Source organism: Mycobacterium sp. 94-17 (assembly GCF_035617725.1).
In the GTDB taxonomy this organism is placed as follows: domain Bacteria; phylum Actinomycetota; class Actinomycetes; order Mycobacteriales; family Mycobacteriaceae; genus Mycobacterium.
Genome location: NZ_JAPIYN010000004.1, coordinates 263,872 through 289,611, shown reverse-complemented (window position 1 = coordinate 289,611; position 25,740 = coordinate 263,872). Strand labels below are relative to the sequence as shown.

Here is a 25,740-nt window from a genome sequence, read left to right as displayed (position 1 = left end):
CGGGCGAGTATCAACTACTTGCTAATGACGGGTAGAGGATATACCGTCGGCCGTGACGTAGCTCTCAGGGACCGGCGAAACCGGTGCGCAGGTGGTCATTTCGCGCAGCCAACGCTGCGGTGAGCGGCCGGGCGCCCACGACGCCGGCGAGATCGGACTGCACAAGGAGCGATGATGGCTCGATTCCCCAAACCGCCGGAGGGCAGCTGGACCGAGCATTACCCCGAACTGGGCACCGGCCCGGTGTCCTACGAGGACTCCATCAGCCCCGAAATCTACGAGCTGGAACGCGAGGCCATCTTCAAACGCGCCTGGCTCAATGTCGGTCGGGCTGAACAGCTTCCGCGCAAGGGCAGTTACCTCACCCGGGAGCTGAAAGTCGTCAACACCTCGATCATCTTGGTGCGCACGACATCTGGCGACATCAAGGCCTACCACAACGTGTGCCGGCACCGCGGCAACAAGCTGGTGTGGAACGACATGCCCCAGGAGGAGACCCGCGGCGTGTGCCGCCAGTTCACCTGCAAGTACCACGCCTGGCGATATGACCTGGACGGCAACCTCACCTTCGTGCAGCAGGAGGAGGAGTTCTTCGACCTCGACAAGAGCCGCTACGGCCTGGTGCCGGTGCACTGCGACGTGTGGGAAGGCTTCATCTTCGTCAACTTCGCGAAGAAACCAGAGCAGTCGTTGCGAGAGTTCTTGGGGCCCATGATCACCGAGCTGGAGGGCTACCCCTTCGACCGGATGACGTCCCGCTGGTATTACCGCCCGGAAGTCAAGGCGAACTGGAAGCTCTACATGGATGCGTTCCAGGAGTTCTACCACGCGCCCGTGTTGCATGCGAACCAGTCGCCGACCGCGTATTCAAAAGCGGCCGCCGAGGCGGGTTTTGAGGCCCCGCACTACCGGCTCGACGGGCCGCACCGGCTGGTCAGCACCTCGGGCGTGCGGGCCTGGGAGATGGCCGACGAGATGCGCAAGCCGATCGAGGACATCTGCCAGAGCGGCCTGTTCGGGCCCCGGGACAAGCCCGATCTGGGACCCATGCCCGCCGGACTCAATCCCGCGAAATGTGATCCCTGGGGGCTGGATTCGTTCCAGCTGTTCCCCAACTTCGTCATGCTGTTCTGGGGCCAGGGCTGGTATCTGACCTACCACTACTGGCCGACGTCCTATAACAGCCACCTGTTCGAAGGCACGCTGTACTTCCCGGCGCCGCGCACCCCGCGCGAGCGGGTGGCCCAGGAGCTGGCCGCGGTGTCGTTCAAGGAATACGGGTTGCAGGACGCCAACACGCTGGAGGCCACCCAGACGATGCTCGAATCGCGGGTGATCGACACGTTCGTGCTCAACGACCAGGAGATCCTGCTGCGGCACCTGCACAAGGAGACCTCGGCCTGGATCAACGACTATCGCCGGGCCTCGACGGCGGGGGTGTGAGCGCGATGCCGATGCTGCCCCCCGAGTTCGCCGACCTCGAACCGTTCTCCGATTGGTGTCTGCCCAGCGAACCCGAGCGCTACGCCAAGAGGCTGGCCAGTTCCATGACGCAGATGAAGGCCTTCTACGACGCGATCACGGCGCGGGCCGAAGACGCTTTGGCGTTCTGCGACAAGTTCTCTCTCGACGACCTGCCCGAGGACGTGCAGAACCTGATGCACCTGCTTTATTCGATGATCATGGTGTCGTTCCCGGTGGAGTGCTGGAAACAGCCCCGCGTCCCCGACTCGGGCGCCTCGACACTGGACTGCGTGTCCGAGCCCGTGCCATGACGTCGGTGCTGCGCGCGGCGCGCTGGGCCGACGTCGTGACCGGCCAGATCCATTCGCCGGCGGTAGTGGTGATCGAGGGCGAACGCATCACCGCGATCAATCCCCAAGAGCCACTTCCGGATTCGGCCGCCGTCGTCGACCTGGGCGACGTGACCCTGCTCCCGGGACTGATGGACATGGAACTCAACCTGCTCATCGGCGGGCCCGGCGGCCCCGAGGGGCTACCGGCGCCCATGCACGGAGTGCAGGACGACCCCGCGTATCGCACGCTGCGCGGCGCGGTCAACGCGCGCGACACTTTGGCGGCGGGGTTCACCACGGTGCGCAACCTCGGGCTGATGGTCAAGACCGGGGGATACCTGCTCGACGTGGCGCTGCAGCGCGCCATCGACCAAGGCTGGCACGCCGGCCCGCGCGTGTATCCCGCCGGCCACGCCGTCACCCCCTACGGCCGACACCTCGACCCGACGGTCTTCCAGCGGTTGGCCCCCGGGATCATGCCGCTGTCGGTGGCCGAGGGTATCGCCAATGGCGTCCCCGACGTGATCGCCTGCGTGCGTTACCAAATTCGGCACGGCGCCAAGCTGATCAAGGTATCCGCCTCGGGTGGGGTGATGTCACACAGCACCGCACCCGGCGCGCAGCAGTACTCCGACGCCGAGTTCGCCGCGATCGCCGACGAGGCCCACCGGGCCGGAGTCCGGGTGGCCGCGCACGCCGTGGGCGACAGCGCGATTCAGGCGTGCATCCGCGCCGGCATCGACTGCATCGAACACGGCTTCCTGGCCAGTGACGAGACCATCCAGATGATGGTCGACCACGGCACGTTCCTGGTGTCGACCACGTATCTGACCGACGCCATGGCCATAGACCGCATCGCGCCCGAGTTGCGCAAGAAGGCGCTCGAGGTGTTCCCACGCGCAAAGTCGATGCTGCCCAAGGCAATCGACGCCGGCGTGCGGATCGCGTGTGGCACCGATGCGCCGGCCATCCCGCATGGCCAGAACGCCAAGGAGCTCGGCGCGCTGGTGGAACGGGGCATGACTCCCGCGCAGGCGATCCGCGCGGCCACCGTGGTGGCCGCCGAGCTGATCGAGGCGGGCCACGAGTTGGGCAGGCTGGCCCCCGGCTACCTGGCCGACATCATCGCCGTTGCGGGCGATCCTTTCGAGGACATCGCCGCGACCCTCGACGTCCGCTTCGTGATGAAGAGCGGGCAGGCCTACAAGACGCCCGCGGCGTGACGGGAGGCGGCATGGAACTCACCGACAACATCCTGTGGCTGCTCAAGCAGGCGTTCTACTACTCGCTGACCACCATCAACGAGGCGATGCGCGAACACGGCGTGAGCACCGCCCAGATCGGTGTGCTGCGCCAACTCGCCAACGAGCCCGGCTTGTCCGGTGCCGAACTGGCGCGGCGCCTGCTGATCAGCCCACAGGGCGTGCAGCTGGCGCTCACCGCGCTGGAACGCCGCGGGCTGCTGGAACGAAAGCAGGACCCGCAGCACGCACGGATCCTGCGGGCGCACCTGACGAGGGATGGTCGCAAGATCGCCGAAACCGTGGTCAATGACGCGATCGCCGCACACCAGGAGGTGTTCGGTGTGCTGACCGAGCAAGAGCAGCAGACCCTACGCGAGTTGCTGGGCCGCGTGGTCGAAAAGGGGACCGGCCACGAATTCGTCGACGACCACGTCGACGGCCGTTGAGACCAATCACAAGTAGTTGATACTCTGGCCGGGATGGGTGAGGATCGCGTGACTGCATACGCCGGATCGGCCGCGGTGACCGACACCGGGGCGGGCGGTGCCGACGTCGCGGCGCTGCCGGATGGCTTTGTGCCACTGCGGATCAAGCGCGTAGTCACCGAGGCCCGCGACGCGGTGTCGATCGTCCTCGACGTCCCGCCGGGCAGCGCCGAGGAGTTCGGCTACCAAGCCGGACAGTTTCTCACGCTGTTGGTCAACGTCGACGGAACCGAGCACCGGCGCTGCTACTCGATGTCATCGTCGCCCGCGCTGGGCGAGGATCTGCAGATCACCGTCAAAAGGGACCGCGACGGTGTGGTGTCGAATTGGCTCAACGACACGGCCGCGCCCGGCGGCCGGCTGGCCGCGCTGCCGCCGCAGGGCCGGTTCGTGTTGCACGACAGCGATCGTGAGCTGATCGCCTTCGCCGGCGGAAGCGGTATCACGCCGGTGTTTTCGCTGTTGCGCACGGCGCTGGTGTCCGGCACGCGCAGCACCCGACTGTTCTACGCCAACCGCAACCGCGACGCGGTGATCTTCGACGAAGCGCTGGCCTCGCTGCTGCTCGGCCCGCTCAGCTGGGCCGGCGCGTGGCGATCAGCAGGTGCGGTGCGTTGTGAGCTTCGCTGACCCGACGGTGCTTGACCGTGAGGCCGGTGCCGCGCAGCGTGTCGATCACGTCGGGCACCGGACGGAGATGAAAGCCATGTCCCGTGAATGGCAATTTTGCCATCGCGCCGGGGTCGGCCAGTCCGATGACGATACGACCGGAGCTGCCGACCACTCGGGCGAGCTCCGTGAAGGCGTGATCCAGCTCAGCGACGAAGTAGATGGTGTTGACGGTGAGGGCGCCGGTCAATGCCCCATCAGCAAAGGGGAGCTGCGTCATCGACCCGGGATGCAGCGCCAGCCGCCCGGTCGCGACATCGCGGCGGAATCGCCGGGCCGCCTGACCGAGCATCGTCTCCGACACCTCGACACCGTGGACCTTGCCCGACGGACCGACACTGTCAAGCAGGAATTTCAGCCCTACCCCACCGCCGAATCCGACGTCGACCACCGCCGATGCATCATCGGGTCGCAGCGCCTGCACGGCGGCGCTCACGAATCGCCGGTTGCCCCGATTGAGCGCCGCACCGACCAGCCGCCCGCGTACCCCGCTCGGATGACCGAGCTGCTTCGCGACACCTGACATGACGGCGCTCCGGACTCCCATCACCCGACCGTAGGACACCGTTGCCGATCCGGCACGGCTATCAGAGAAGTGACGGAGCGGAGCGCCAGGGAGTGTCGTTGTCGCTCACGCGGTCTGGACCTCTTGTGTCGGGGCCAGCGGGCGGGAACGCACCAGCGTCGGCCACCAGAACCACGGCCCCAGTATCCGCAGGATGGACGGCACGACAAACGAACGCACGATCAAAGTGTCGAGCAGCAGCCCGATGCACACGGTCGAGCCGACCTGGCCGATCGTCCTCAGATCGCTGGTGAGCATCGCCAGCATGGTGAAGGCGAACACCAGGCCGGCCGACGTCACCACACCGCCGGTGCTGCCGAGCGCGCGGATCAGGCCGGTGTGTATTCCGCCGTGCAGCTCCTCTTTGACGCGGTTGATCAGCAGCAGGTTGTAGTCCGATCCGACAGCCACGAGGATGATGAACGTCAGCGGCAGGACCAGCCAGTGCAGGTGCAGGCCGATGAGGTGCTGCCAGAAAAGGATGGACAGGCCGAACGCCCCGGCGTAGGAAAAGGCTACGGTGCCCGGAATCACCAACGCCGCCACCAGGCTTCGCGTGATGAAGAGCATGATCAAGAAGATCAGCACGAAGGCCGCGATCGCCGCGATAAGCAGATCCGACATCGCATACTGCTTGATGTCTTTGTCGTTGGAACCCGAACCGCCGATGTAGACCCGAGCGCCGGCCAGCGACGTCTCCTTCAGGATGGTCTTGATCGCGTCCGGGAACTGCTCCACGTGCTCCACGCCCTCGGGGCCCATCGCGTCGCCTTCGTGGGTGACGATGAAGCGGGCCGCCTTGCCGTCCGGTGACATCATCAACTTCATGCCCGCCTTGAGGTCGTCGTTGTCGAAAGCCTCGTGGGGGATGTAGAAGAAGTCGTCGCTGCGGGACTTGTCGAAGTCGTTGCCCACGTTGATCAGATCGTCGAACGTCTGGTCGGTCTGGATGGACTGCAGATCCGCCGAACCGTAGCTGTTGACCAGCTTCAACTGCAGTGCCTCGGTGTCGTCGGCCGTGGCTTTCAGTTGCGCGATGATCTGCGGGAAGGCCTTGTCCACCTCCACGAGGGACACCCGGGCGGCCTTGATGTCCTCGGCCAGCTTGTCGATCTGGTCGAGCCCGTCGAACAACGACCGGAACGACCAACAGATCGGGATGTCGAAACAGTGCTTCTCCCAATAGAAATAGCTCTTGATCGGGCGGAAGAAGTCGTCGACGTTGGAGATCTCCTCGTTGATCTCGTTGCTGACCCGTTCCAGGTCCTCGACGGTGAGCACCGTTTGGTGCAGTTCGTCGGACACCTTCTGGAAGAACCCGATCTCCTTGCGCAACACCGCGACAGAGTGCGCCTGGATCTCGGCCTGCGCTTCGGTGTTGGAGTTCTGTTCTCTGTTGAACGGGAGTTGCTGCCCGTTGCCGCTGCCCTGCGTGGTGAACAGGTACGGAATGCTGGCGTGCTCGAGCGCGCGGCCCAGCGGCCGGGTCATTCCTTGCACCATCGCGACGCCGTGCAGGCGGATCAGCGCCCTGGCGACCCGGTCCAGCGAGATGAAGTCGGCCGAGTTGCGCATGTCGTGGTCGGTCTCGACCATCAGCATCTCCGAGAACAGCTTGCTCTTGGGGAAGTGCCGGTCGGCGGCCTGAAAACCCAGATTCGCGGGCGCATTGGCCGGCTGGTACTGCCGATCGTCGTAGTTCTGGCGGTAACTCGGCACGAAGATCGCCCCGAGCATGACGACCGCCGAACTGGCCACCAGGATCGGCACCGGCCAGCGCACGATGCTGGCCCCGATGCGCCGATAGAAACGTCCCTTGGTGTCGGTTCTGGGGTCGAACATCCCGAACAGGCTGCCGACCGTCAGGATCGCGGGACCCAGCGTCATCGCCGCCGCGATGGTGAACAGCATGGTGATCGCGACGGCCGGGCCCATGGTGTGGAAGTAGTTCAGGCGCGCGAAAGTCAGGCAGTAACAGGCGCCGGCGATCGTCAGCCCGGAGCCGATGATGATGGGCGCCACGCCTTTGTAGGCGATGTAGAAACTGTCCTCCCGGCTTTCGCCGGCCTGCCGCGCCTCGTGATAGCGGCCCATCAGGAAGATGCCGTAGTCCGTCCCCGCCCCCAGCGTCAGCGCGATGACGATGTTCACCGCGAACGACGACAATTCGATGTATCCCAGATGCCCGAGCGTCGAGATAATCCCCTTGGCGACAAGCATTTCGATGAGGACACCCAGCAAGGGGACCAGGAGAGTCGACGGCGTGCGGTACACCAGCAACAGCATCACGACGATGAGGATGATCGTGACGATCGTGACGTTGTTCAGGCTGGCGTTGGCGATGGCGAGAGTGTCGGAGGCCAGCGGAGCCGCACCGCTGACGTAGACCTTGAGCCCCGGTGGCGGCGTGTCTTTTTTGATGATGTCGCGCACGGCGTCGACGGACTGGTTGGCCTGGATCTGGCCGATGTCACCGGCCAGTCGCAGCAGCACGTAGGTGCACTTGCCGTCGACGCTCTGCGCCCCGGCCGCGGTGAATGGCTTGCCCCACAAGTCCATTACGTACTGCACATGTTTGGTGTCGCGTTGGAGGCGCCGCATCAAATCGTCGTAGTACCGGTGGTCCTGGTCTCCCAGTGGCCGGTTCGCCTCGAACACCACCATGGTCAGATTGGTCGAGTTGGACTCGTGGAACTTCTCGCCGATGTGCAGCAGCGCCCGCTGCGAGGGCGCGTAGTGCGGGACCATCGGCCCGGCGAGCTCCTCGGCGACCCGTTCCACTTGGGGCATAAAGGTGTTCGTGGTGACGGCGAGAAGACCCCAGAAGAAGATGATCGGTATCGCCAGGGCGCGGACCATCCTGGCGATGAGGGGACGCTTGACCCGGGGCTCTGCGACGCGGTGCTCGGTCACGCCGACTTCACCCTGCACTGGACGTCGGCGTCCTGGTGGTCACCCGACTGCTCATCGCGCACAACGCCGTCGACCAGCATCCGGCAGCCAACCTGACCGCCGTGCACGTGCACCGAGATGCTGCCGGATGCCACTGTGAGAGTGGTGGTTTCCGTATGGGTCCAGGGCAGCGACGTGAGATCGACCTGATGCGGATGGCCGTCGATATCGACGTAGACCAGTTTGCCGCCCTGCCCGACGGAACCGAACACTTCATAGGTGATCCGCTTGAGATTGAACTCCTCGGGTGCCTGCGGTCCGTTGACGGTGATGACCGGCTCGGGCTCGGAGAACTGATGCACCTTGTACATGCACAGCAGGCCCACACCGATCGCGACGACGGCGACCACCGGCAGCCAGATTCGCGCCAGGATGGTCCTGCCGGCGGAACGAGGGCTCATGCGATCACCCCTCGCCACCCGGTCCTGACATCGTGTTCGCGCCCCCCGCCTTCGTCCTCGCGCAGGTCAAATAGTAGACGGTAATGTCCCCAATGAACATATGCTCGTGCATAGGCGGAGCGCACCGCAACCCGTACGCACAAGACGCCCGGTCTCGTCCTGGGTCAGGACACTTTCTTCAGCCGCCGCTTCAACCGTGCGCTGCGGCGAATCTGAATGGCCAGGTTCGTCGAGGTCAACATGGGGATCACCCCGAGGAATGTGCGCTCGGAGGGCGTTGCTCCGTGCAAGTGGTGCAGGCTGCCGAACACGAAAAAGCAGCCCAACATGAACAACGCGGCGGGGATGCACAGGGTCCTCAACGAACCGCGATCGGCGACGACTTGCTTCGCGTAGTCCACTTCGTCCCGCGACATCGGTTCGCCCTTGCGCACCTTGTGCAAAACCGCTCTGGCGCTGCCGATGTTCTCGCTGACCGGTATGGTCGCGCGGCCCTCAAGGCGGTTGACATGCACGGCGGCGACAAGCGCCAGCACAACGGCCGAGGCGAGCGAGAGTACGGTCAGCAGACCAAATAAAGACGAACTCATGTGTCTAGTCCTTGCTCCGCCGTGGATCACCGCAGGCTCGCAAAGCACGCTACCCCAACGGGCGTCGATCGCATCCCGGGCGAATCAAAACCCGAAGTCGCCGCCGCCGGAATCGGAGCCGCCGCCGAAATCGGAGCCGCCGGAGTCCCAGCCGCCCGAGTCCCAGCCGCCCGCGGAGTCCCCGGTGAACCCCACGTCGGCCGGTGTGCTGTCGTAGCCGGTTGCTTGCCCGCCGTCATAGCCGTAGCCGTAGCCGTCGGCGGCGGTGAAGGCGGAATCGCGGCCGGCTTCGAAGCCGCGCTCGTAGCTCCCGCCCCAATGGTCGTTCAACAGCGCATCCATCAGCAGCACGTCCGTCAGCGCCCACGTCCAGCCCGGGCCCCAGAACGCGTACGGGTAATAGCCGGGGTAGAAGAACATCCCGTTGTGGTAGCCACCGCCGTAGTAGTGCGGGTAGCCCGGCTGCGCGGTGGTGCTGTAGTTGCTGTTGTCGATCGTCACCGACTCGCCGGTGTCGGGGTTGGTGGCGCGCACCGTGGCCTGCTTTCGCTCCGCGGGCGGCACCGAATTCACGGCGGCGGCGTCGGGCATGGGCCGGCTCGGGTCGAGCTTGCGGTTGGCCTTGGTGACCGTGGACTGGACCACCCGCAGGTGCGCCCGCGCGGCGCCGTAATCGCCCTTCGCATAGGCACTTCGGGCATCATGCAGGCTGGAGTTGGCCTTCAACGACTCGGCGCTGACGTCAGCGCCGGCGTCGGTCAACACCGCGTTGTCGAGGTCGCTGACATCGGATGCTGCCACGATCAGCTCCTGCTTGACCTCTTCGCGCGCCTCGGTGTCTTTGCGGTGCTTACGATTTCGGCGTACGGCTAACCAGAGCACGCCGGTGATGGCGAGCCCGATGGCGAGGACGGCCAGCGTCACCTTGAGCCAGGCCGAGTTGTCGTGCTTTTGGTGCGCGACGGCAGACGTGGTCGCGGGTCCGCGCGGGACCGCATCGGCATTCGACAGCTTGGCGACGAAGTCGCTCGTCGCGCCGTACGGGTCGTTGCGGTGATCTTTCGCGGACTGCTTCATGAATCGGTCGACGTCGTCCGCAATGGTTCTGGGCACGTTGTAGGCGCGCACGTGGTAGCCGTGCGAGTCGATGACCAGGATGACGCCGCTGAATCCGGCGTCGCGGACCAGCATGGCGTCGTGCACGGCGTCGGCGGTGGTGACACCGCTCTGGGCGGGCGATACCGCCGCCACCCAGACCGGAGGCCCCGGGCTCCACGTCCACGGGCCGGTGAGGATTTGCCGGTTCAGCTTGTCGGGGTTCTGCAGCGGCGGCCTGGCCCCGGGGTCGACCACCACATGCGTCTGGGCGTCGAACTTATGCACCAGCTGGTCGGTGTAGGTGTCGGCCGAGGTGGGCGGGGCGAGCAGCAGCGCCAGCGCCAACATCAGCCAGGCCGGCACCAGGCCGCGAAGGCGTAGGGTCACAGCTCTCCTGCCACGAGCGCCCACCCTAGCCGCTTTCGGGCCGGTCCGCCGCGGGCCCGCGCGGCCGGCGATGACCGTCAGTGCGCGCCGGCCAGATTCAGCGTCACCACTCCCGCGATGATCAGCCCCACGCCGACGACCTTGGCCACCGATATCGGTGAGCCCAGGAACAGCACGGCGATCAGCACGATCAGGGCCGTGCCGATCGCCGACCACAACGCGTAGGCGACGTCGGTCTGCATACCGCGCGATATCGACACCGCCAGCAGCGCGAAGGAGACGGCGTAACCGGTCAGGCAGACCGCGGTCGGCCAAGGCCGGGTGAAGCCCTCGGTGCTCTTGAGCAGGCTGGTGGCTATCACCTCCGCGACGATGGCGCCGAGCAGAAACAGAAAGGTCACAACGCCTCCTTGCTGACCCGGATACACGTACATGGCATTCTCTGATACGGAGAAGCCGCGTCCAACGGGGGAACGGTTCGGAGATGCTGGCGATGAGCGCACCACGCTGCGACGGGATGGTGGCTCTCGTCACCGGAAGCAGCCGCGGCCTGGGCAGGGCAATCGCCGCGCGGCTGGCCTCCGAAGGCGACGGTGGCGCTGACCGCCCGCACGCTGGACCCGACCCGAAGTACCAGGGGTCGCTGAGCCAGACCCGCGACGAGATCCTCGCCGCCGGTGAGAAAGCCGTTGCGGTCCAAGCGGATCTGTCCCAATCCGAAGACCGGCGCCGGCGCTCTCGATCTGGCCAAGACCGACACTGAGAACATCGCGCTGATCACCGAAACCGCCTTCCGGTTGTGCACGGGTGATCCGAAGACCCTGACCGGTCGCATCGCACACACTCAGCCTTTCCTCGCCGAGGTCGGCTGGACCGCGCCGGCCGACGAACTCGCCGAGCTGTACCGGGCTGAGTCGGGTTGCGGCTTGGGCGATCTGGGATGGTTCACAGCGCTGGCGTGCTTCAAGTCGGCGGCGACCTGGTCGCTGATCATCAAACACAATCGCCGACGGGCCGCGCCACGCGCGGAATGGGAGGCCATGGCCGTGGCCGTGCCGCGGCTGCTCGAGCGCGCGCGGTCGATGCTGGATTAGCCTGCGGGGCCTACTGGCAACGGACCAGGAGGTTTTGGCAGATCATGCCGACCTCGCCCGAGTCGTCCGACGGCTGGCCCATGTTGGAGGGGTTGCTCCAAGTCCTGGGAAACGGGTTGAACACTTCTACCTGGTCGACCCCCGGCGGCTGGGGGCGCGGATCGACGTTCGGGCTCGCGTGCGCGACGCCGGCGCCGATCGCCACGGCGACGGCCGTCGCCGCGCAGACGAGCAGCCCGCGAGCGCATGCGCGAAACGCCATCGCTGCCTCCTCAACTGCTGCCTGGGTGATTTGCCTTTTCAATAATCGAGTCTACCTATGCGCTTCACATCGCATAACAGTTACAAACAGACAACAACTTCGATCGGCCGCCCAGCAAATTTCGCAGTGGCAAATGGCGGCTCCGTATGGTTTCGCCCGTGAGGCCCTTAGCCCTGGTCGTTCGCCGCGCCCTGGTGGCCGTCTTTTGTTTGGTCATCGCTTTGCCCACGGCGCCGACGACCACCGCGGATCCCGATGCCGAGGCGGCCCCTCCCGAGGCGGCGCCGATGGCCGAGGGGGCGTTGCCGTCGAATCCTCCGGTTATCCTCAAGACTCCCGACGGCTGGACCCTGGGCCTGGGCGCCAAAGAAGAGCAGCAGCTCCCGGTGGCGCCACTCACCACCGCGGTCTCTTCCCGCGAATACCTGTCCAGCGGCATATTTGTGGGATCCCTGATAGGGCCCGGACAGCCCCAGGGTGTCCTCGAGGTGGGCTACGAGATCGGCTGCGGCATCGACATGAGCACGTCTGACGGCGTCACGATCGGGGGCACCGCCGGCATCACCCCGGGTGTCACCGGACCGGTGACCGGCGTGCCGGGTGACGTGCTTCCGTTGGTCGTTGCTCCGATCGCGGGCGTGCTCAACGTGGGGCTCAAGCCGGGCCTGGTGATCGTGGTGCCCGTGGTCAAAAAACAATTTAGGGGCCCGAATCCGTGGGTCATGGTCAGCAACTTCCACGTCAAGATCGACGGGTGCGTGGGCCAGTCGTTCATCCGCTCCTATGCGGTGCTCAACCGGGTGACCGATGACTCCGACGTGGTGCTGTCCTACGTCGGCGTCACCAAGGGCGTCTGACCGGGGTCGGCGCTTCGCCGCGGGGGATGCCCGCGAGCCGGTCGGCGAACTTCGGGTCACCAGCGATCGTATGTCGTCTCTCGCGTGCGGAGAACTGCCCTCTCCGAATTGGCAAAGCCGTTCTCGCACGGGGGAGATGTGCGGTTGATGCTGCTCTGGTCACATGAGTCCCAGCAGCCCCCGGCGCAGCGATAGGGGCCTTTGCCCGCCTTTGCGCGACAACGCCGCGGGCGGGCCGGGCGAGCGATGAGTTTGTCGCGCAGAGGCGGGCACTCAACACTGCACGTCCCGAAGGGGCGGGAGTGCCTGGTACGGCGGGAGTGGCTGGCACGGCGGGATTGCCTGGCGGGGCGGGAGTGCCTGGCACGGCGGGAGCGACTGGCGGAGCGGGAGCGCCTGGCGCGGCCGGAGTGTCCGCGGTGGCGTGCCGCTTACCCCTGCAAAAATTCATTCCTCGAAAGTCGGGCCGTCGAACCGATCGCGAGTGACGAACTCGCTGACCGGCCGGCGGCGCAGTTTGGTTAACTGGCGCACCGGCTTTCCCAACGGCACCACCGCGGCCACCGCGTGCAGCTCGGGAATGCCGAGCAGTCGGCGGACGTGTTCTTCGGCCGCGACGGCCATCGTGGTGATCGTGCCGCCGTAGCCCTCGCTTCGCGCGGCCAGCAAGATGTTCCAGATCAGCGGGTACACCGACGCCCCACCGGCGAGTCCGGCCCGGTCCAGATCCTGGTCGACGGCCGCGACCACGCTCAGGTCCACCGAAACAACAAGGACCACAGGCGCTTTGGCGATCGGCGCCACGAAGGTGTCCGGGATCTCCGTCGCGTCGATGACATCCCGCGGCACGGCGCTGGGATGGACGGAATTCCATGGGTTTTCGCCGGCCTGTAACTGCGCGAAGTAGCGCCGCGCCGCGGACTTGCCGAGTTCGGCGAGCCGGCGCCGGATCGTTTCGTCGCGCACCACGGTGATGTGTGCGCCCTGCCTGTTTCCCCCGCTGGGCGCGAACCGGGCGTTGTCCAGGACACGCGTCAGCACCTCATCGGGCAACGGATCATCGGTGAATTCCCTTGCGGCGAAGGTTGTCCGCATCACGTCGTACAGCTGCATGGGGAGTGGCCCGTCAACTCGCGGACGCGCACCGCTCCAGCCGGAAGGTGCGCTCGAAGCCGGCCGGTCGCGTCGTCATTGTCACCTCCACCGCACCGCCGGGGGCGATGACGTAGCGCTCCTCGACATCGGGCCCGTCCACGCATCGGCCGACCGGCTGGCGCCCCAAGTCTTCGCGGTCGTGCAAGGCCGGGTCGAACGGGAACAGCACCGGATCGTACGGCGTGACGTCGCCGTCGGGCCGCCCGTTGACCAGACGGCTGCATTCCACGAACCGGAAGTGCCCGATGTTGTGCGCCGCTCGATATCGTCGTTTCACCACGAGCGGGGATTGCCCGTCGGCCGGAAGTGGAACGTCTTTGCACACGATCGGGTCGAAGACCACCCCGGCGCCGGCCTCGGCCTCCCGGAAAACCCCGAAGTTTCTCGAGAAGCGTTCGGACAGCGCGAAACCGGACTCCTTGTCCAAAAAGACGGCGAGTCCGATGGCGGTGGCGGCGAAGGGGTGCGGCGAGCGTTTCACCCGTTTGTCGCCGAAGGCGCTACGTAACATCCGGGACACCAGCGGAAATCCCCCGGCCCCGCCGACGACGTAGATGCCCGCCACCTCCGACCAGTCCACGTCCTGGCGGCCTCCCGCCGGATCGTGCAAGACGCGGTTCAGCAACCGCACCGTTTGGTCGACCAGCGGTGCGCACACCGAGTAGACGTCGTCGATGGGGCAGGAGAACGGGGGCCGATCGAGCGGGGACAGGTCGACCAGAAAACGGCGGGTCTGCGACCCGACCGCCTCTTTGCGCGCGGCGCACTCCTCGGCCAGCAGGTCGCGCCCGGCGACGTCGAGGCCGGGCAGGTTGGCGCCGGTCAGCACCAGCTCGACGATCGCGTCGTCGAAGTCGTCACCCCCGAGGCGCTGGATGCCCTCGCTGATCACGACCTCGTTCGCGTGCCCGGTCATCTTCAGCAGCGAGGCATCGAACGTGCCGCCGCCCAGGTCGTAGACGAGGACGTATTCCCGTTTGGCGTTGATGGTGGAGCGGTACCGGTGGGCGTATTCCAGGCTTGCGGCGGACGGCTCGTTGAGCAGTGCGGCGACGTGAAAACCGGCCGCCACGTAGGCATCCAGGGTCAGCAGGCGCTGGGCGCTCGAGGCGTTGGCCGGCACACTGATCGCGGCTTCGATGGATTCGCCCGGGGCCGGGGCGGCGTTCGAGTGCTGCTGCAGGTCGGTCTTCAGCTGGGCCAGGAAGCCGGCGAGAAGGTCGGCGATCCGATAGTCGCGGCCGGCCAGGGTGATCTCCGTCTGGGGTCCGGCGTCGTTGAGTAGACGTTTGAACGAGCGCAGCACCGACCAGCCCGGTTCGTGGCGGACGGCTCCGGCGTGTGCGCCGAAACGCAGCTCGCCGCTGGCGTTGGCGGCGATCAGCGAAGGCCACGCATCCATTCCCTCGAACGAGACGACGGGATAGTTGCCCCGGTCGACTGCCGCGACGACGGTGTGCGTGGTGCCGAAGTCGATGCCGACCCTCATCGCGCAAGTTTAGGACCGCGGCGCGGGGTTGGGCACGACCTTTTCGCGGCGCGCCGCCGGCCTGCGGTCAGTCCTCGAAGTGGCGCTCGTAGTCCGTGCGCTCGAGCCACCACTGCAGGCTGTAGGTCCCCCGCGCGAGCAGCAGGATCAACGCGATGCAGGCGACGCTGATGATTGCGTTCACAGCATGGACATTTCGTGTGCCAGGCGTGCGTCCTCGAGGTACGCGTAATGCCTCAGGTAGTGGGGGCGCCGCGGCTGATTGGCATCCGCGACCATCCGGCGCAGCGCGGCGGCGATCCGGCTGCCAAGGGATGGGGCCTCGATCGCGGGCGCCGCCGAAGACGGTTGTGCAATGGGCTCGTCGGCGGTATCGGATGCGGTCCGGACTCCCGTTGGCGTGAGCAGCATGTCGTTTACCTTCTTCGCGTTGTGATCCCGTTGACCAGGTAGGTCGACCGGTGTCGGGAGTAAACGTACGGTCGGCGCTCACCCGTCGGCACGCGTAGTGGACTACCTCTTTGCGCGCGGCCGGCTACCGCACGTCGCCGGATGCGGCCAGGTCGTCCCACTGCCGCTGCACCTCGCGCTCCGCGGCCGTAGGAATCAGGCCCGCGGGTGCGAAAGACCTCGACGGCACCGGGTCGTTTTCGGTCAACGGCACGCCACTGCCGCGAATCGCCTTGATCGCGGCGATGACTCCCGCGATGACCACGACGACGACGGCCAGCGCGAACAGGATGGACAGCGTGCCCTGGATGAACGTGTTGCGGATGACGTCGTCGAGTTGATGCGCGTTGGCGGCCGATCCGAGCGCCGTCTTGCCCGCGTGCCTGGCCGCCAGGTATTTCGCGTGCTGGCTCCAATACCCGACCGCGGGGTCCGCGGAGAAGATCTTCTGCCACGACGCGGTCAGCGTGACCGCCAGGTCCCACAGCAGCGGCACCCCGGGAATCCACGCCCACGCCAGCAGGCCCTTTTTGATGACGATCACGGTGACGACGCTCAGCGCGATCGCCGCCAGCAGCTGGTTCGCGATGCCGAACAGGGGGAACAGCGTGTTGATCCCGCCCAGCGGATCGGTCACGCCCATCAGCAGGATGCCGCCCCACGCGGCGACCACCGCCACGCTGCAACCCCAGACGCCCGGGCGCCAACTCGGATTCCGCAGCCCGGCCAGCGGTCCACCCAGGTTGCTCAGCGCATCGGAGAGCATGAACCGCGCGACCCGGGTGCCCGCGTCGACGGCGGTCAGGATGAACAGCGCCTCGAACATGATCGCGAAGTGGTACCAGAACGCCTTGAGACCGGAGCCGCCGAAGGCGCGGTTCAGCACTTCGGACATGCCGACCGCCAGCGTCGGCGCGCCGCCGGTGCGCGACACGATCGACCTTTCGCCGATGCCTGCGGCGGCCTGGTTCAGCTCATCCGTGGTCGCAGGCGCGCCGCGCAGACCGAGGCCGTTGACGTAGTGCGCGGCGGTGGCCGCGGTGCCGCCGGTCGGCGCGGCCGGGGCGTTGAGCGCGAAGTACACGTGCTGGTCGAGGATGGCCGCACTGATGAGCGCCATGACGGCCACGAACGACTCGGTCAGCATCCCGCCGTAGCCGATCAGCCGCATCTGGCTTTCCTTCTCCAGCAGCTTGGGCGTCGTCCCGGACGAGATCAGCGCGTGAAATCCCGACAGGGCGCCGCACGCGATGGTGACGAACAGGAAGGGAAACAGCGAGCCGGCGAACACCGGCCCGTCGCCGCGGTGGGCGAACCGTGAGACCGCCGGCGCCTGGATCAGTGGATGCGCGATGAAGATGCCGAGCGCGAGCAGCGCGATGGCACCGACCTTCATGAACGTCGACAAGTAGTCACGCGGCGCCAGCAGCAGCCACACCGGCAGCGCCGACGCCACGAAGCCGTAGATGATGATCAGCCAGCTGACCGTGACGGGTGACAGGCTCAACCAGGATGCGCCCCAAGAGGTTTCGCTGACCCAGCTGCCGGAGGCCACGGCCAGCATCAGCAATGCCACACCGATGAGTGAGACCTCGCCTACTCGCCCGGTACGCAGGAACCGCAGATAGCAGCCCATGAACAGCGCGATCGGGATGGTCATGGCGATGGAGAACACGCCCCACGGGCTCTGGGCGAGGCCGCGCACCACGACCAGAGCCAGTACCGCGATGATGATCACCATGATGACGAGGACGCCGACCATCGCGGCCACGCCGCCGGTCGCGCCCAGCTCGTCCCGGGCCATCTGGCCCAGCGACCGCCCCCGCCGCCGGGTGGAGATCCACAACACCAGATAGTCCTGCACGGCGCCGGCGAATACCGCGCCGACGATGATCCAGATGCTGCAGGGCAGGTAACCCATTTGGGTGGCCAGCACCGGGCCGACGAGCGGTCCGGCTCCGGCGATGGCGGCGAAGTGATGCCCGAACAGCACCCGGCGGTCGGTCGGCACGTGGTCGGTGCCGTCGTCGAAAATCTCGGCGGGCGTGGCGTGATCGTCGCGCGGCCGAACGACCTTCGACTCGATCAGCCGGGCATAGAACCGGAACCCGATCAGGTAGGTGCAGATCGCCGCGACGACGATCCACACCGCGTTGACGGTCTCGCCGCGGGCGAACGCGATGATTGCCCAGGCGACGGCGCCGAGCACCGCAACGACAGCGAACGCCAGCTTGTGCCGCGCGGTGATGGGGGAGCGGTCGATGATGGCGACGGGCGGCAGGTCTTCGTCGGTATGGATGTAGCTGATGTGTTTGCCGTCGTCTGTGGCCGCCACGGCCGAAACCCTACGCGCGCAAAGTCAATCGCGCCTGTCGAGACGGGCCCGCCTCAGTACAGCGCGCGCACGGCGTCGATGGTGTCGGCTTCGGCGGGTCCCTTGTCGTCGCGATAGCGCAGGACGCGGGCGAATCGCAGGGCCAGGCCGCCGGGGTAGCGCGACGACTTCTGCACGCCGTCCAACGCGATTTCGACCACCTGCTCGGGCCGCACACCGACGACGTGACCGTCTGTCCCGCCGACGGCGAGTTCGCTGAACCGGGCAGTCTGCCATTCGAGCATGGCGTCCGTCATGCCCTTGAAAGTCTTTCCCACCATCACGAATTCGCCGGTGGCCGGATCGCGCGCACCCAGGTGGATGTTGGAGAGCTTGCCCCGGCGGCGCCCCGACCCCCACTCCACCGCGAGCACCACCAGGTCCAGCGTGTGCACCGGCTTGACTTTCAGCCAGCCCGCTCCCCGCCGCCCCGCCTGGTACGGCGCGCCGGGCGCCTTGGCCATCACACCCTCGTGGCCCGCGGCCAGCGTCGCGTCCAGAAAGGCGCTCGCCTCCGCCGGGTCGGCGGTGAGCAGGCGATCGACCCGCTGCTCCGCAGGCACCAGCGCGTCGAGCGCGGCCAGCCGCTCGGTGGTCGGCGCGTCGAGCAAGTCGGCGCCGTCGCAATGCAGGATGTCGAAAAAGAACACCGAAAGCCGTTGCGCGGCAAGGGCGGCGGCGATGTCAGCCGAGCGGCCGAACCGTGCGGCGGTGACCTGGAAGCGGTGCGGCCGCCGGTCGGGTCGCAGGGCGATGGCCTCCCCATCGGCGATGAGGTGGTCGACCGGTAGCGCCAGCGTTGCCTCCACCACCTCGGGCAGCCGTGCGGTGACGTCGTCCAGGCTTCTGGTATAGACGGCGACATTGTGACCGGCGCGGTGAATCTGCACTCGTGCCCCGTCCAACTTGGCTTCGAAGATCGTCCGCCCGCCGTGGCGTTCGATCGCATCGGCCACGCCCGTCGCGGTCTGTGCCAGCATCGGGCCGACCGGCCGGCCGACCCGAAGGGTGAACGCGTCCAGCGCCGAGGCCGAGCCGGGCGACGGACCGGACAGGGCCGCCGCCGCGACCGCGGGCAGGTCCCCGGCGAGCATGGCGGCGCGCTGCACCGCGGCGGCGGAAATGCCCGCGGCCTTCGCCACGGCGTCGGCCATGATCCCGGCCAAGGCGCCCTGGCGCAATTCGCCGCCGAGCAGCCGCAGCAGAAAGGTCTGTTCGGTTTCCGTGGCGGCGGCGAACAGGGCGTTCAGTAGTGCGGCTCGGCGCACCTGCGCGCCCTTGCCCGACACGGCGCCGATGTCGGAGAAGGCGGCGTCGACGCCGGCGACGGTCAGCGAGGCGTCGGGGGCCGCGGCCGGTCGCGAGCGCAGCGCCGCCCATCCCACCCCGATCTGGCGTTGCCGCAACTCACCGGAAAGCCACGACACGACGATGGCGACCACCGCGGGATCCGGCGCGGCGCGGGTCAGCAGGCCCGCGATGTGGGCGACTTTGCCCAGCCGCGACGACGTGCTCCCGACATCGGTGGACGTCGTCGCCACGTCGAGAAGGAGCACGATCGCCAGCTTGGCACGGCTCGTTGACCGGCCTGAAGGGCGGACACGCTAGCGTGCCTACGTAACGTTACAGATCGCAACGATTCTGACAACCACAAAGGAGACTTCCGGATGGAGATCAGCGGGAAGAAGGTCGTCGTCATCGGCGGCGCATCGGGAATGGGCCGGGCCAGCGCCGAGCTGCTGCACGAACGCGGCGCGGATGTCGCCATCCTCGACCGCGAGGGTTCGGACGGCAAGACCGTCGCCGAGGGTGTCAAAGGTTCCTTCTACCCGGTTGACGTCACCGACTTCACCGGCACCGAGGAGACGTTGCAGACCGCGGTCGACAGGTTGGGCGGCCTGCACGTCATCGTCACCACCGCCGGTGGCGGCATCGCCAAGCGGACGCTGACCAAATCGGGTCCGCACGACCTCGAATCCTTCCAGTCCGTGATCGACCTGAACCTGATCGCCACCTTCAACATCAGCCGGCTGGCCGCCGCGCACATGGCCAAGAACGAGCCCGAAGACCCCGACACCGGGGAGCGGGGCGTCATCATCAACACCGCTTCCATCGCGGCCTTTGAGGGCCAGATCGGGCAGGTCGCCTACACCGCCGCCAAGGCGGGGATCGCCGGCATGTGCCTGACCATGGCCCGCGACCTGGGCTCGGTGGGCATCCGGGTGCTGGGGATCGCCCCGAGCCTGTTCGCCACGGGACTGACCCAGGGCATTCCCGACGAATTCGCCACGCAGCTGACCAGGGACGCGGCGTTCCCCAAGCGCCTCGGCCGTCCCGAGGAGTACGCGAAGCTGGTCGCCGCCATCGTGGACAACCCGATGCTCAACGGCCAATGCCTGCGCTTGGACGCCGGGCAGCGGTTCGCGCCCAAGTAGACGCCCCCCGTTGGGGCCCTCCCCGCAATAAGTACACTCTTTAGGCAGCCGCCCCGCTTCCCCTCGAAGCGGGGCAGGCCAACCAGCAAAGGGAGCGGGACGATCACACCCGGCTGGCACGCGGCGCGAGGAGGGCCCTCATGGGTATCGCAATAACCGACGACCATCGTGAACTCGCCGAGGTGGCTCGCGGGTTCTTGACCTCGCAGAAGGCGCGCTGGGCGGCGCGATCGCTGCTCGACTCCTCCGACGAGCCGCGCCCCGGGTTCTGGCAGAACCTCGTCGAGCTGGGCTGGCTCGGCCTGCATGTCGACGAGGAGTACGGCGGATCGGGATTCGGGTTGCCCGAACTCGTCGTGGTGGTCGAGGAACTCGGTCGGGCGGTGGCGCCCGGTCCGTTCGTGCCTACCGTGATCGCTTCCGCGGTGATCGCGAAAGACGGTACCGCCGAACAGAAGTCGCGGCTGTTACCCGGCCTGCTCGACGGAACCGTCACCGCGGGCGTCGGGCTGGACAGCAAGGTGCGGGTGGGCGACGGCTCAAAAGGTCGGATAGCCGACGGCGAGGCGGGCATCGTCCTGGGCGCCGGGCTGGCCGAGCTGTTGCTGGTCGGCGCGGGCGACGACGTGCTGGTGCTCGAGCGCGGCCGCGACGGTGTCTCGGTGGAGGTGCCGGAGAACTTCGATCCGACCCGCCGATCCGGCCGTGTGCGCCTGCAGAACGTGCGCGTCACCGACGACGACGTCCTGACGAGGGCACGGCAGTCGGCGTTGGCCCGGGCGCGCACGCTGCTGGCCGCCGAGGCGGTGGGCGGGGCGTCGGACTGTGTCGAGGCCGCCGTCGACTACGCCAAGGTGCGCCAGCAATTCGGGCGCACTATCGCCACTTTCCAAGCGGTCAAGCATCATTGCGCGAACATGCTGGTGGGCGCGGAGTCCGGGATCGCCGCGGTCTGGGACGCCGCCCGCGCCGCGTCCGAGGATGAGGAGCAGTTCCGCCTGATCGCCGCGGTGGCCGCGGCGCTGGCCTTTCCGGCCTACGTCCGCAACGCCGAGCTCAACATCCAGGTCCATGGCGGCATCGGCTTCACCTGGGAGCACGACGCGCATCTGCACCTGCGCCGGGCGGTGGTGAGCGCGGCGCTGTTCGGCGGCAGTGGCCCTAAGGCGCCGGCCGCCGACGTTTTCGCGCGCACCAGCGCCGGCGCCGTCCGGGAGAACAGCCTCGACCTGCCGCCGGAAGCCGAGGAGCTGCGCACCGGCATCCGCGCCGACGCCGCCGAGATCGCCGCCCTGGACAAGGACGCCCAGCGTGACAAGCTGATCGAGACCGGCTACGTGATGCCGCACTGGCCCAAGCCGTGGGGGCGCGCCGCCGACGCCGTCGCCCAGCTGGTGATCGACGAGGAATTCCGCGCGGCCGGCATCAAGCGGCCCGACTACGGGATCACCGGCTGGGTGATACTGACCCTGATCCAGCACGGAACGCCTTGGCAGATCGAACGATTCGTGGAAAAGGCGCTGCGCAAGGACGAGATCTGGTGCCAGCTGTTCTCCGAGCCCGACGCCGGCTCGGACGCCGCGTCCATCAAGACGCGCGCCACCCGGGTGGACGGCGGCTGGAAGATCAACGGCCAGAAGGTGTGGACCAGTGGGGCGCACTATTGCGCCCGCGGCCTGGCCACGGTGCGCACCGACCCCGACGCCCCGAAGCACGCCGGCATCACCACGGTGATCGTCGACATGAAGGCGCCCGAGGTCGAGGTGCGCCCGCTGCGGCAGATCACCGGCGGCTCGGACTTCAACGAGGTCTTCTTCAACGACCTGTTCGTCCCCGACGAGGACGTCGTCGGGACGCCCAACTCCGGGTGGACCGTCGCGCGCGCGACGCTGGGCAACGAGCGGGTAAGCATCGGTGGCAGCGGATCCTTCTACGAAGGGCTGGCCGACCAGCTGGTTCAGCTCACCGGGCAGCACCCGGATCGCTTGGCGGGCGGGCGAATTCGCGTCGGGTCTTACCTGGCCGAGGAAACCGCGCTGCGACTGCTGAACCTGCGGCGCGCGGCCCGCAGCGTCGAAGGCGCGGGCCCCGGCCCGGAAGGCAACGTGACCAAGCTCAAGCTGGCCGACCACATGGTGGAGGGCGCCGCGATCATGGCGGCGCTGCTGGGCCCCGAGGTCGCGCTGACCGACGGTCCCGGCGCCCTGGCCGGCCGGCTGATGATGGGGGCGCGCGGCATGGCGATCGCCGGCGGCACGTCGGAAGTGACGCGCAACCAGATCGCCGAGCGGATCCTCGGCATGCCCCGCGACCCGCTGATCAACTAGCCGGTCGCACCGGCGCGAACTGCGGCGCGCCGCCGCCGCCGCGTTCCGGACGCAAGGCCACGGGCATGCCGCAGGTCACCGAATCCGCTTCGCAGTCAACGATATTGGCGGCCACCCGCAGCCCGCTCTGTTCGGCGAGCTCGACGATGGCGATGACATACGGCGTGGGGATCTCCGGGTTGTACGGGTGATGGTTGACCGTGTAGGTGAACACGGTGCCCCGCCCGGAGACCTCCTGTGCCCGCAGCGCCGCCCCGCATTCGCGGCATTCGCCGCTGGCCGGATGCACCCAGTGCGCACAGTCGTCGCAGTACTCGATGAGCAGGGGCCCGTCTGACACGACGAATACAGTACACTCAATTGATTCGAGACGACGGCGGGTGTGGTCTGACGGGCGGTGTGCATGACGCATTTCGAAAAAGACGCGATCCTGTCCGGAATCGGCATCTCACGAATCGGCCGCCGCACCGGCATCCCGGGCGCGGAGTTGACCATGGAGGCGGTGCGCGCCGCCATCGACGATGCCGGCCTGGCCGCCACGGACATCGACGGCATCGCCACCCTGGGTGACACACCCGCGGGGGAGGTCAACGCGCGGCTGGGCATCGATGCCGCGGACTGCGGGTCCGGCTTCGGCACCGGCGGCCTGCTCTCGCCGGTGATGTCGGCCTGCCGCGCGGTCGCCGAACACCGCGCCCGGCACGTGGTGGTGTACCGGACGATTCAGATGCTCGGCGGCACGGTTCCGGTCAAGCAGGAGGAGAACGCGCCGGCGCCGCCGCTGGCGCGGATGTTCGAGACGCCCGAAGGTGAGCCCAAGCCCGCCGTCGGGGCGATGGACGACGTGAACGATCTGGTTGCGGCCCAAGCCTATTCGGCGGCCAACTGGCTGGCGCTCAACTGCCGTCGGCACATGGAGCTGTACGGGACCACCAAAGAGCAGCTGGGCTGGATCGCGCTCAACGGCAGGCGCAACGCGGCGCTGAATCCTCGTGCGGTGTACCGGGATCCGATGACGATGGCCGACTACCTGGGCGCGCGGCCGGTTTCCACCCCGCTCGGGCTGCTGGACTGCGACGTGCCGATCGACGGGTCCATCGCGGTGGTGGTGTCGCACGCGGAGCACGCGGCCGACTGTCCGCACCGGGCGGTGAAGGTGGAGGCGATCGGCGGCTCCGACGGCGCCGGCGGCTGGTTTCACCGCGCGGACTACCCGAAGATGGCGATGTCGGACGCCGCGGCGCAGATGTGGTCGCGCACCGCGTTGAAGCCCGCCGACCTGCAAGTCGCCCAGTTGTACGACGGGTTCACCTATCTCACCCTGGCGTGGCTGGAAGCGCTCGGGGTCTGCGGCGACGGCGAGGGCGGCCCGTTCGTCGAGGGCGGGGACCGGATCGCCCGCGACGGGCACCTGCCACTGAACACCTACGGCGGCCAGCTTTCGGCGGGGCGCATGCACGGCTATTGGGCGCTGCACGAAGGGTGCCTGCAGTTGCGCGGCGACGCGGGGGAGCGGCAGGTGTCGCGTCGCCCCGAGGTGGGCGTCGTCTCCGTCGGCGGCGGGCCCGTCGCGGGGTGCATGCTGCTGACTTGCTGAGCAGCGCGATCGAGCTCGGATGACAGAGGAGCCAAACACCGGCCGGGCGAACAAGCTCGCGTCGATCCTCGCCCGGGACATCGAGGCCGACATCGTCCGCTGCGGCTGGGCGGTGGGCGAATCGCTGGGTTCCGAACCGGCTCTGCAGCGGCGCTTCGGGGTGAGCCGGTCGGTGCTGCGGGAGGCCGTTCGCCTGGTCGAACACCACCAGGTGGCGCGGATGCGCCGCGGCCCCAACGGCGGGTTGTACATCTGCGAGCCCGACGCGGGGCCCGCCACCCGCGCCGTCGTCATCTACCTGGAATACCTGGGCACGACCCTGGGCGACCTGCTCAACGCGCGCCTGGTGCTCGAGCCGCTGGCGGCCTCGCTCGCCGCCGAGCGCATCGACGAGGCCGGCATCGCGCGGCTGCGGGCGGTGTTGCAGGCCGAGGAGCAGTGGAGGCCCGGTTTGCCGGTGCCGCGCGACGAGTTTCACATCGCGCTGGCCGAGCAGTCCAAAAACCCGGTGCTGCAGCTGTTTATCGACGTGCTGATGCGGCTCACCACCCGCTACGCGCTGGCGTCGCAAACGGATTCGGCCACCGAGGCGGTCGAGGCGGTCGAGCATCTGCACACGGACCACTCCGCGATCGTCGCCGCCGTCACGGCCGGCGATTCGGCGCGGGCCAAGACGCTGTCCGAGCGACATGTCGAGGCGGTGACGGGCTGGCTGCAACAACACCATCCGGGCGACGGGAGCCGGGGCCGTCACCGGCGCAGGCGGCTCGACGCCGAGGCGCCCCGGGGCAAACTGGCCGAGATGCTGGCCGTCACCATCGGCGACGACATCGCCGCCGGCGGCTGGCGGGTGGGTTCGGTCTTCGGCACCGAGACCGCCCTGCTGGAGCGGTACCGGGTGAGCCGCGCGGTGCTCCGCGAGGCGGTGCGGCTGCTCGAATACCACTCCATAGCCCACATGCGCCGCGGACCCGGCGGCGGACTCGTCGTCGCCCGGCCCGCGGCACAGGCCAGCATCGACACGATCGCCCTATACCTGCAGTACCGCGACCCGAGTCGCGAAGACCTGCGATGCGTCCGCGATGCCATCGAGATCGACAACGTGGCCAAGGTCGTCAAGCGGCTGGGCGAGCCCGCGGTGGCGGCGTTTCTGGCCACCCACCGGGCCGGGCTGCCGGCCACCGCGGGACAGACGGCCGACGACGTGCGGCAGGCCATCGCCGAGGAGTTCGACTTTCACGTGGGCCTGGCGCAGCTGGCCGGCAACGCGCTCCTGGATCTGTTCCTGCGCATCATCGTCGAGCTGTTCCGCCGGCATTGGTCGAGCACCGGTCAGGCACTGCCGACCTGGTCGGATGTGCTGGCCGTGCACCACGCGCACGCGCGGATCGTCGAGGCGATCGGGGGTGCCGACGAGGGCGTCGCGTGTCATCGCCTCCGCCGTCACCTCGACGCGGCCGCGTCGTGGTGGCTGTGACGGGGCGGCCGCAGGCAGCCAGACCCAAATGTGATC

At 67.7% G+C, this 25,740-nt stretch carries 22 protein-coding genes and 3 pseudogenes; 12 read left to right on the top strand and 13 right to left on the bottom strand.

The window, feature by feature from the left end:
- Positions 1 to 174: 174 nt before the first annotated feature.
- From OQ789_RS07660 to OQ789_RS07640, 5 genes and pseudogenes are all read left to right on the top strand, one after another.
- On the top strand, positions 175 to 1,443 hold the full coding sequence (locus OQ789_RS07660; protein WP_324684698.1) for an aromatic ring-hydroxylating dioxygenase subunit alpha: 1,269 nt from the start codon (positions 175 to 177) through the stop codon (positions 1,441 to 1,443).
- Positions 1,440 to 1,775, top strand: coding sequence for a hypothetical protein (locus OQ789_RS07655; protein WP_324684647.1), 336 nt, complete (start codon positions 1,440 to 1,442; stop codon positions 1,773 to 1,775). The genes OQ789_RS07660 and OQ789_RS07655 overlap by 4 nt, the downstream gene beginning before the upstream one ends.
- Positions 1,772 to 3,019: an amidohydrolase family protein gene (locus tag OQ789_RS07650; protein ID WP_324684646.1), complete on the top strand. Its 1,248-nt coding sequence runs from the start codon at positions 1,772 to 1,774 to the stop codon at positions 3,017 to 3,019. The genes OQ789_RS07655 and OQ789_RS07650 overlap by 4 nt, the downstream gene beginning before the upstream one ends.
- Positions 3,020 to 3,030: 11 nt before the next feature.
- Complete coding sequence (locus OQ789_RS07645) at positions 3,031 to 3,486, top strand: MarR family winged helix-turn-helix transcriptional regulator (RefSeq protein ID WP_324684645.1); 456 nt, start codon at positions 3,031 to 3,033, stop codon at positions 3,484 to 3,486.
- A gap of 33 nt (positions 3,487 to 3,519) precedes the next feature.
- Positions 3,520 to 4,086: pseudogene (locus OQ789_RS07640) on the top strand (FAD-binding oxidoreductase); the annotation flags it as partial.
- Between the two features lie 13 nt (positions 4,087 to 4,099).
- Here OQ789_RS07640 and OQ789_RS07635 read toward each other — a convergent pair.
- The 6 genes from OQ789_RS07635 to OQ789_RS07610 form a co-directional block, all read right to left on the bottom strand.
- Positions 4,100 to 4,720: a methyltransferase domain-containing protein gene (locus OQ789_RS07635; RefSeq protein WP_324684644.1), complete on the bottom strand. Its 621-nt coding sequence runs from the start codon at positions 4,718 to 4,720 to the stop codon at positions 4,100 to 4,102.
- Between the two features lie 105 nt (positions 4,721 to 4,825).
- Positions 4,826 to 7,618, bottom strand: a complete 2,793-nt coding sequence (locus OQ789_RS07630; protein ID WP_324684696.1) for an RND family transporter — start codon at positions 7,616 to 7,618, stop codon at positions 4,826 to 4,828.
- A gap of 50 nt (positions 7,619 to 7,668) precedes the next feature.
- On the bottom strand, positions 7,669 to 8,112 hold the full coding sequence (locus OQ789_RS07625; protein WP_324684643.1) for an MmpS family transport accessory protein: 444 nt from the start codon (positions 8,110 to 8,112) through the stop codon (positions 7,669 to 7,671).
- Between the two features lie 164 nt (positions 8,113 to 8,276).
- On the bottom strand, positions 8,277 to 8,702 hold the full coding sequence (locus OQ789_RS07620) for a hypothetical protein (RefSeq protein WP_324684642.1): 426 nt from the start codon (positions 8,700 to 8,702) through the stop codon (positions 8,277 to 8,279).
- An 84-nt stretch (positions 8,703 to 8,786) separates the two neighbouring features.
- The gene (locus OQ789_RS07615) at positions 8,787 to 10,187 is read right to left on the bottom strand and encodes a hypothetical protein (protein ID WP_324684641.1); all 1,401 of its coding nucleotides are present in this window, start codon (positions 10,185 to 10,187) and stop codon (positions 8,787 to 8,789) included.
- A gap of 77 nt (positions 10,188 to 10,264) precedes the next feature.
- Positions 10,265 to 10,588, bottom strand: coding sequence for a multidrug efflux SMR transporter (locus OQ789_RS07610; protein ID WP_324684639.1), 324 nt, complete (start codon positions 10,586 to 10,588; stop codon positions 10,265 to 10,267).
- A 92-nt stretch (positions 10,589 to 10,680) separates the two neighbouring features.
- Here OQ789_RS07610 and OQ789_RS07605 point away from each other — a divergent pair.
- Both OQ789_RS07605 and OQ789_RS07600 read left to right on the top strand, forming a co-directional pair.
- A pseudogene (locus tag OQ789_RS07605) lies at positions 10,681 to 11,059 on the top strand (SDR family NAD(P)-dependent oxidoreductase); the annotation flags it as partial.
- Positions 11,060 to 11,074: 15 nt separating this feature from the next.
- Positions 11,075 to 11,281: pseudogene (locus OQ789_RS07600) on the top strand (phosphotransferase family protein); the annotation flags it as partial.
- A gap of 10 nt (positions 11,282 to 11,291) precedes the next feature.
- Here OQ789_RS07600 and OQ789_RS07595 read toward each other — a convergent pair.
- A complete protein-coding gene (locus OQ789_RS07595; protein ID WP_324684638.1) occupies positions 11,292 to 11,543 on the bottom strand; it encodes a hypothetical protein in 252 nt (83 codons plus the stop codon).
- A 173-nt stretch (positions 11,544 to 11,716) separates the two neighbouring features.
- Here OQ789_RS07595 and OQ789_RS07590 point away from each other — a divergent pair, with 173 nt between their 5' ends.
- Entirely contained in the window at positions 11,717 to 12,400 is a 684-nt protein-coding gene (locus tag OQ789_RS07590; RefSeq protein WP_324684695.1) for an MspA family porin, read from the top strand.
- Between the two features lie 447 nt (positions 12,401 to 12,847).
- On the opposite strand, the gene OQ789_RS07585 is transcribed toward OQ789_RS07590, so the two are convergent.
- The 5 genes from OQ789_RS07585 to OQ789_RS07565 all read right to left on the bottom strand — a co-directional run bounded on the left by OQ789_RS07585 (position 12,848) and on the right by OQ789_RS07565 (position 19,424).
- The gene (locus tag OQ789_RS07585; RefSeq protein WP_324684637.1) at positions 12,848 to 13,513 is read right to left on the bottom strand and encodes a nitroreductase family protein; all 666 of its coding nucleotides are present in this window, start codon (positions 13,511 to 13,513) and stop codon (positions 12,848 to 12,850) included.
- A gap of 13 nt (positions 13,514 to 13,526) precedes the next feature.
- The gene (locus OQ789_RS07580) at positions 13,527 to 15,044 is read right to left on the bottom strand and encodes an Hsp70 family protein (RefSeq protein WP_324684636.1); all 1,518 of its coding nucleotides are present in this window, start codon (positions 15,042 to 15,044) and stop codon (positions 13,527 to 13,529) included.
- A 180-nt stretch (positions 15,045 to 15,224) separates the two neighbouring features.
- Positions 15,225 to 15,455, bottom strand: coding sequence for a hypothetical protein (locus tag OQ789_RS07575; protein WP_324684634.1), 231 nt, complete (start codon positions 15,453 to 15,455; stop codon positions 15,225 to 15,227).
- 124 nt (positions 15,456 to 15,579) lie between these two features.
- A complete protein-coding gene (locus OQ789_RS07570; RefSeq protein ID WP_324684632.1) occupies positions 15,580 to 17,829 on the bottom strand; it encodes a carbon starvation CstA family protein in 2,250 nt (749 codons plus the stop codon).
- Between the two features lie 53 nt (positions 17,830 to 17,882).
- Entirely contained in the window at positions 17,883 to 19,424 is a 1,542-nt protein-coding gene (locus OQ789_RS07565; RefSeq protein WP_324684631.1) for an ATP-dependent DNA ligase, read from the bottom strand.
- A 111-nt stretch (positions 19,425 to 19,535) separates the two neighbouring features.
- Between OQ789_RS07565 and OQ789_RS07560 the strand changes: the two genes are divergently transcribed.
- Both OQ789_RS07560 and OQ789_RS07555 read left to right on the top strand, forming a co-directional pair.
- Positions 19,536 to 20,303, top strand: a complete 768-nt coding sequence (locus OQ789_RS07560; protein WP_324684630.1) for an SDR family NAD(P)-dependent oxidoreductase — start codon at positions 19,536 to 19,538, stop codon at positions 20,301 to 20,303.
- Between the two features lie 140 nt (positions 20,304 to 20,443).
- Positions 20,444 to 22,630 carry an acyl-CoA dehydrogenase gene (locus OQ789_RS07555; protein ID WP_324684628.1) on the top strand — a complete coding sequence of 729 codons (2,187 nt, stop codon included), beginning with the start codon at positions 20,444 to 20,446 and terminating at the stop codon, positions 22,628 to 22,630.
- Here the strand turns inward: OQ789_RS07555 and OQ789_RS07550 are convergent.
- A complete protein-coding gene (locus OQ789_RS07550) occupies positions 22,623 to 22,970 on the bottom strand; it encodes a Zn-ribbon domain-containing OB-fold protein (RefSeq protein WP_324684627.1) in 348 nt (115 codons plus the stop codon). The two genes, OQ789_RS07555 and OQ789_RS07550, sit on opposite strands and share 8 nt — an antisense overlap.
- Positions 22,971 to 23,033: 63 nt before the next feature.
- On the opposite strand from OQ789_RS07550, the gene OQ789_RS07545 reads away from it, so the two are divergent.
- Together OQ789_RS07545 and OQ789_RS07540 are read left to right on the top strand one after the other, a co-directional pair.
- A complete protein-coding gene (locus OQ789_RS07545) occupies positions 23,034 to 24,227 on the top strand; it encodes a thiolase family protein (protein WP_324684626.1) in 1,194 nt (397 codons plus the stop codon).
- Between the two features lie 19 nt (positions 24,228 to 24,246).
- Positions 24,247 to 25,704 (top strand): FadR/GntR family transcriptional regulator, encoded by a 1,458-nt coding sequence (locus OQ789_RS07540; RefSeq protein WP_324684625.1) that lies wholly within the window; start codon positions 24,247 to 24,249, stop codon positions 25,702 to 25,704.
- Positions 25,705 to 25,740: the final 36 nt, after the last annotated feature.

Excerpts from the sequence above, each read along its gene's own strand:
- OQ789_RS07660 (WP_324684698.1), top strand. The coding sequence starts at position 175 with ATGGCTCGATTCCCCAAACCGCCGGAGGGCAGCTGGACCGAGCATTAC.
- OQ789_RS07650 (WP_324684646.1), top strand. The coding sequence starts at position 1,772 with ATGACGTCGGTGCTGCGCGCGGCGCGCTGGGCCGACGTCGTGACCGGC.
- OQ789_RS07645 (WP_324684645.1), top strand. The coding sequence starts at position 3,031 with ATGGAACTCACCGACAACATCCTGTGGCTGCTCAAGCAGGCGTTCTAC.
- OQ789_RS07635 (WP_324684644.1), bottom strand. The coding sequence starts at position 4,720 with ATGTCAGGTGTCGCGAAGCAGCTCGGTCATCCGAGCGGGGTACGCGGG.
- OQ789_RS07630 (WP_324684696.1), bottom strand. The coding sequence starts at position 7,618 with ATGGTCCGCGCCCTGGCGATACCGATCATCTTCTTCTGGGGTCTTCTC.
- OQ789_RS07625 (WP_324684643.1), bottom strand. The coding sequence starts at position 8,112 with ATGAGCCCTCGTTCCGCCGGCAGGACCATCCTGGCGCGAATCTGGCTG.
- OQ789_RS07620 (WP_324684642.1), bottom strand. The coding sequence starts at position 8,702 with ATGAGTTCGTCTTTATTTGGTCTGCTGACCGTACTCTCGCTCGCCTCG.
- OQ789_RS07595 (WP_324684638.1), bottom strand. The coding sequence starts at position 11,543 with ATGGCGTTTCGCGCATGCGCTCGCGGGCTGCTCGTCTGCGCGGCGACG.
- OQ789_RS07585 (WP_324684637.1), bottom strand. The coding sequence starts at position 13,513 with ATGCAGCTGTACGACGTGATGCGGACAACCTTCGCCGCAAGGGAATTC.
- OQ789_RS07580 (WP_324684636.1), bottom strand. The coding sequence starts at position 15,044 with ATGAGGGTCGGCATCGACTTCGGCACCACGCACACCGTCGTCGCGGCA.
- OQ789_RS07575 (WP_324684634.1), bottom strand. The coding sequence starts at position 15,455 with ATGCTGCTCACGCCAACGGGAGTCCGGACCGCATCCGATACCGCCGAC.
- OQ789_RS07560 (WP_324684630.1), top strand. The coding sequence starts at position 19,536 with ATGGAGATCAGCGGGAAGAAGGTCGTCGTCATCGGCGGCGCATCGGGA.
- OQ789_RS07555 (WP_324684628.1), top strand. The coding sequence starts at position 20,444 with ATGGGTATCGCAATAACCGACGACCATCGTGAACTCGCCGAGGTGGCT.
- OQ789_RS07545 (WP_324684626.1), top strand. The coding sequence starts at position 23,034 with ATGACGCATTTCGAAAAAGACGCGATCCTGTCCGGAATCGGCATCTCA.
- OQ789_RS07540 (WP_324684625.1), top strand. The coding sequence starts at position 24,247 with ATGACAGAGGAGCCAAACACCGGCCGGGCGAACAAGCTCGCGTCGATC.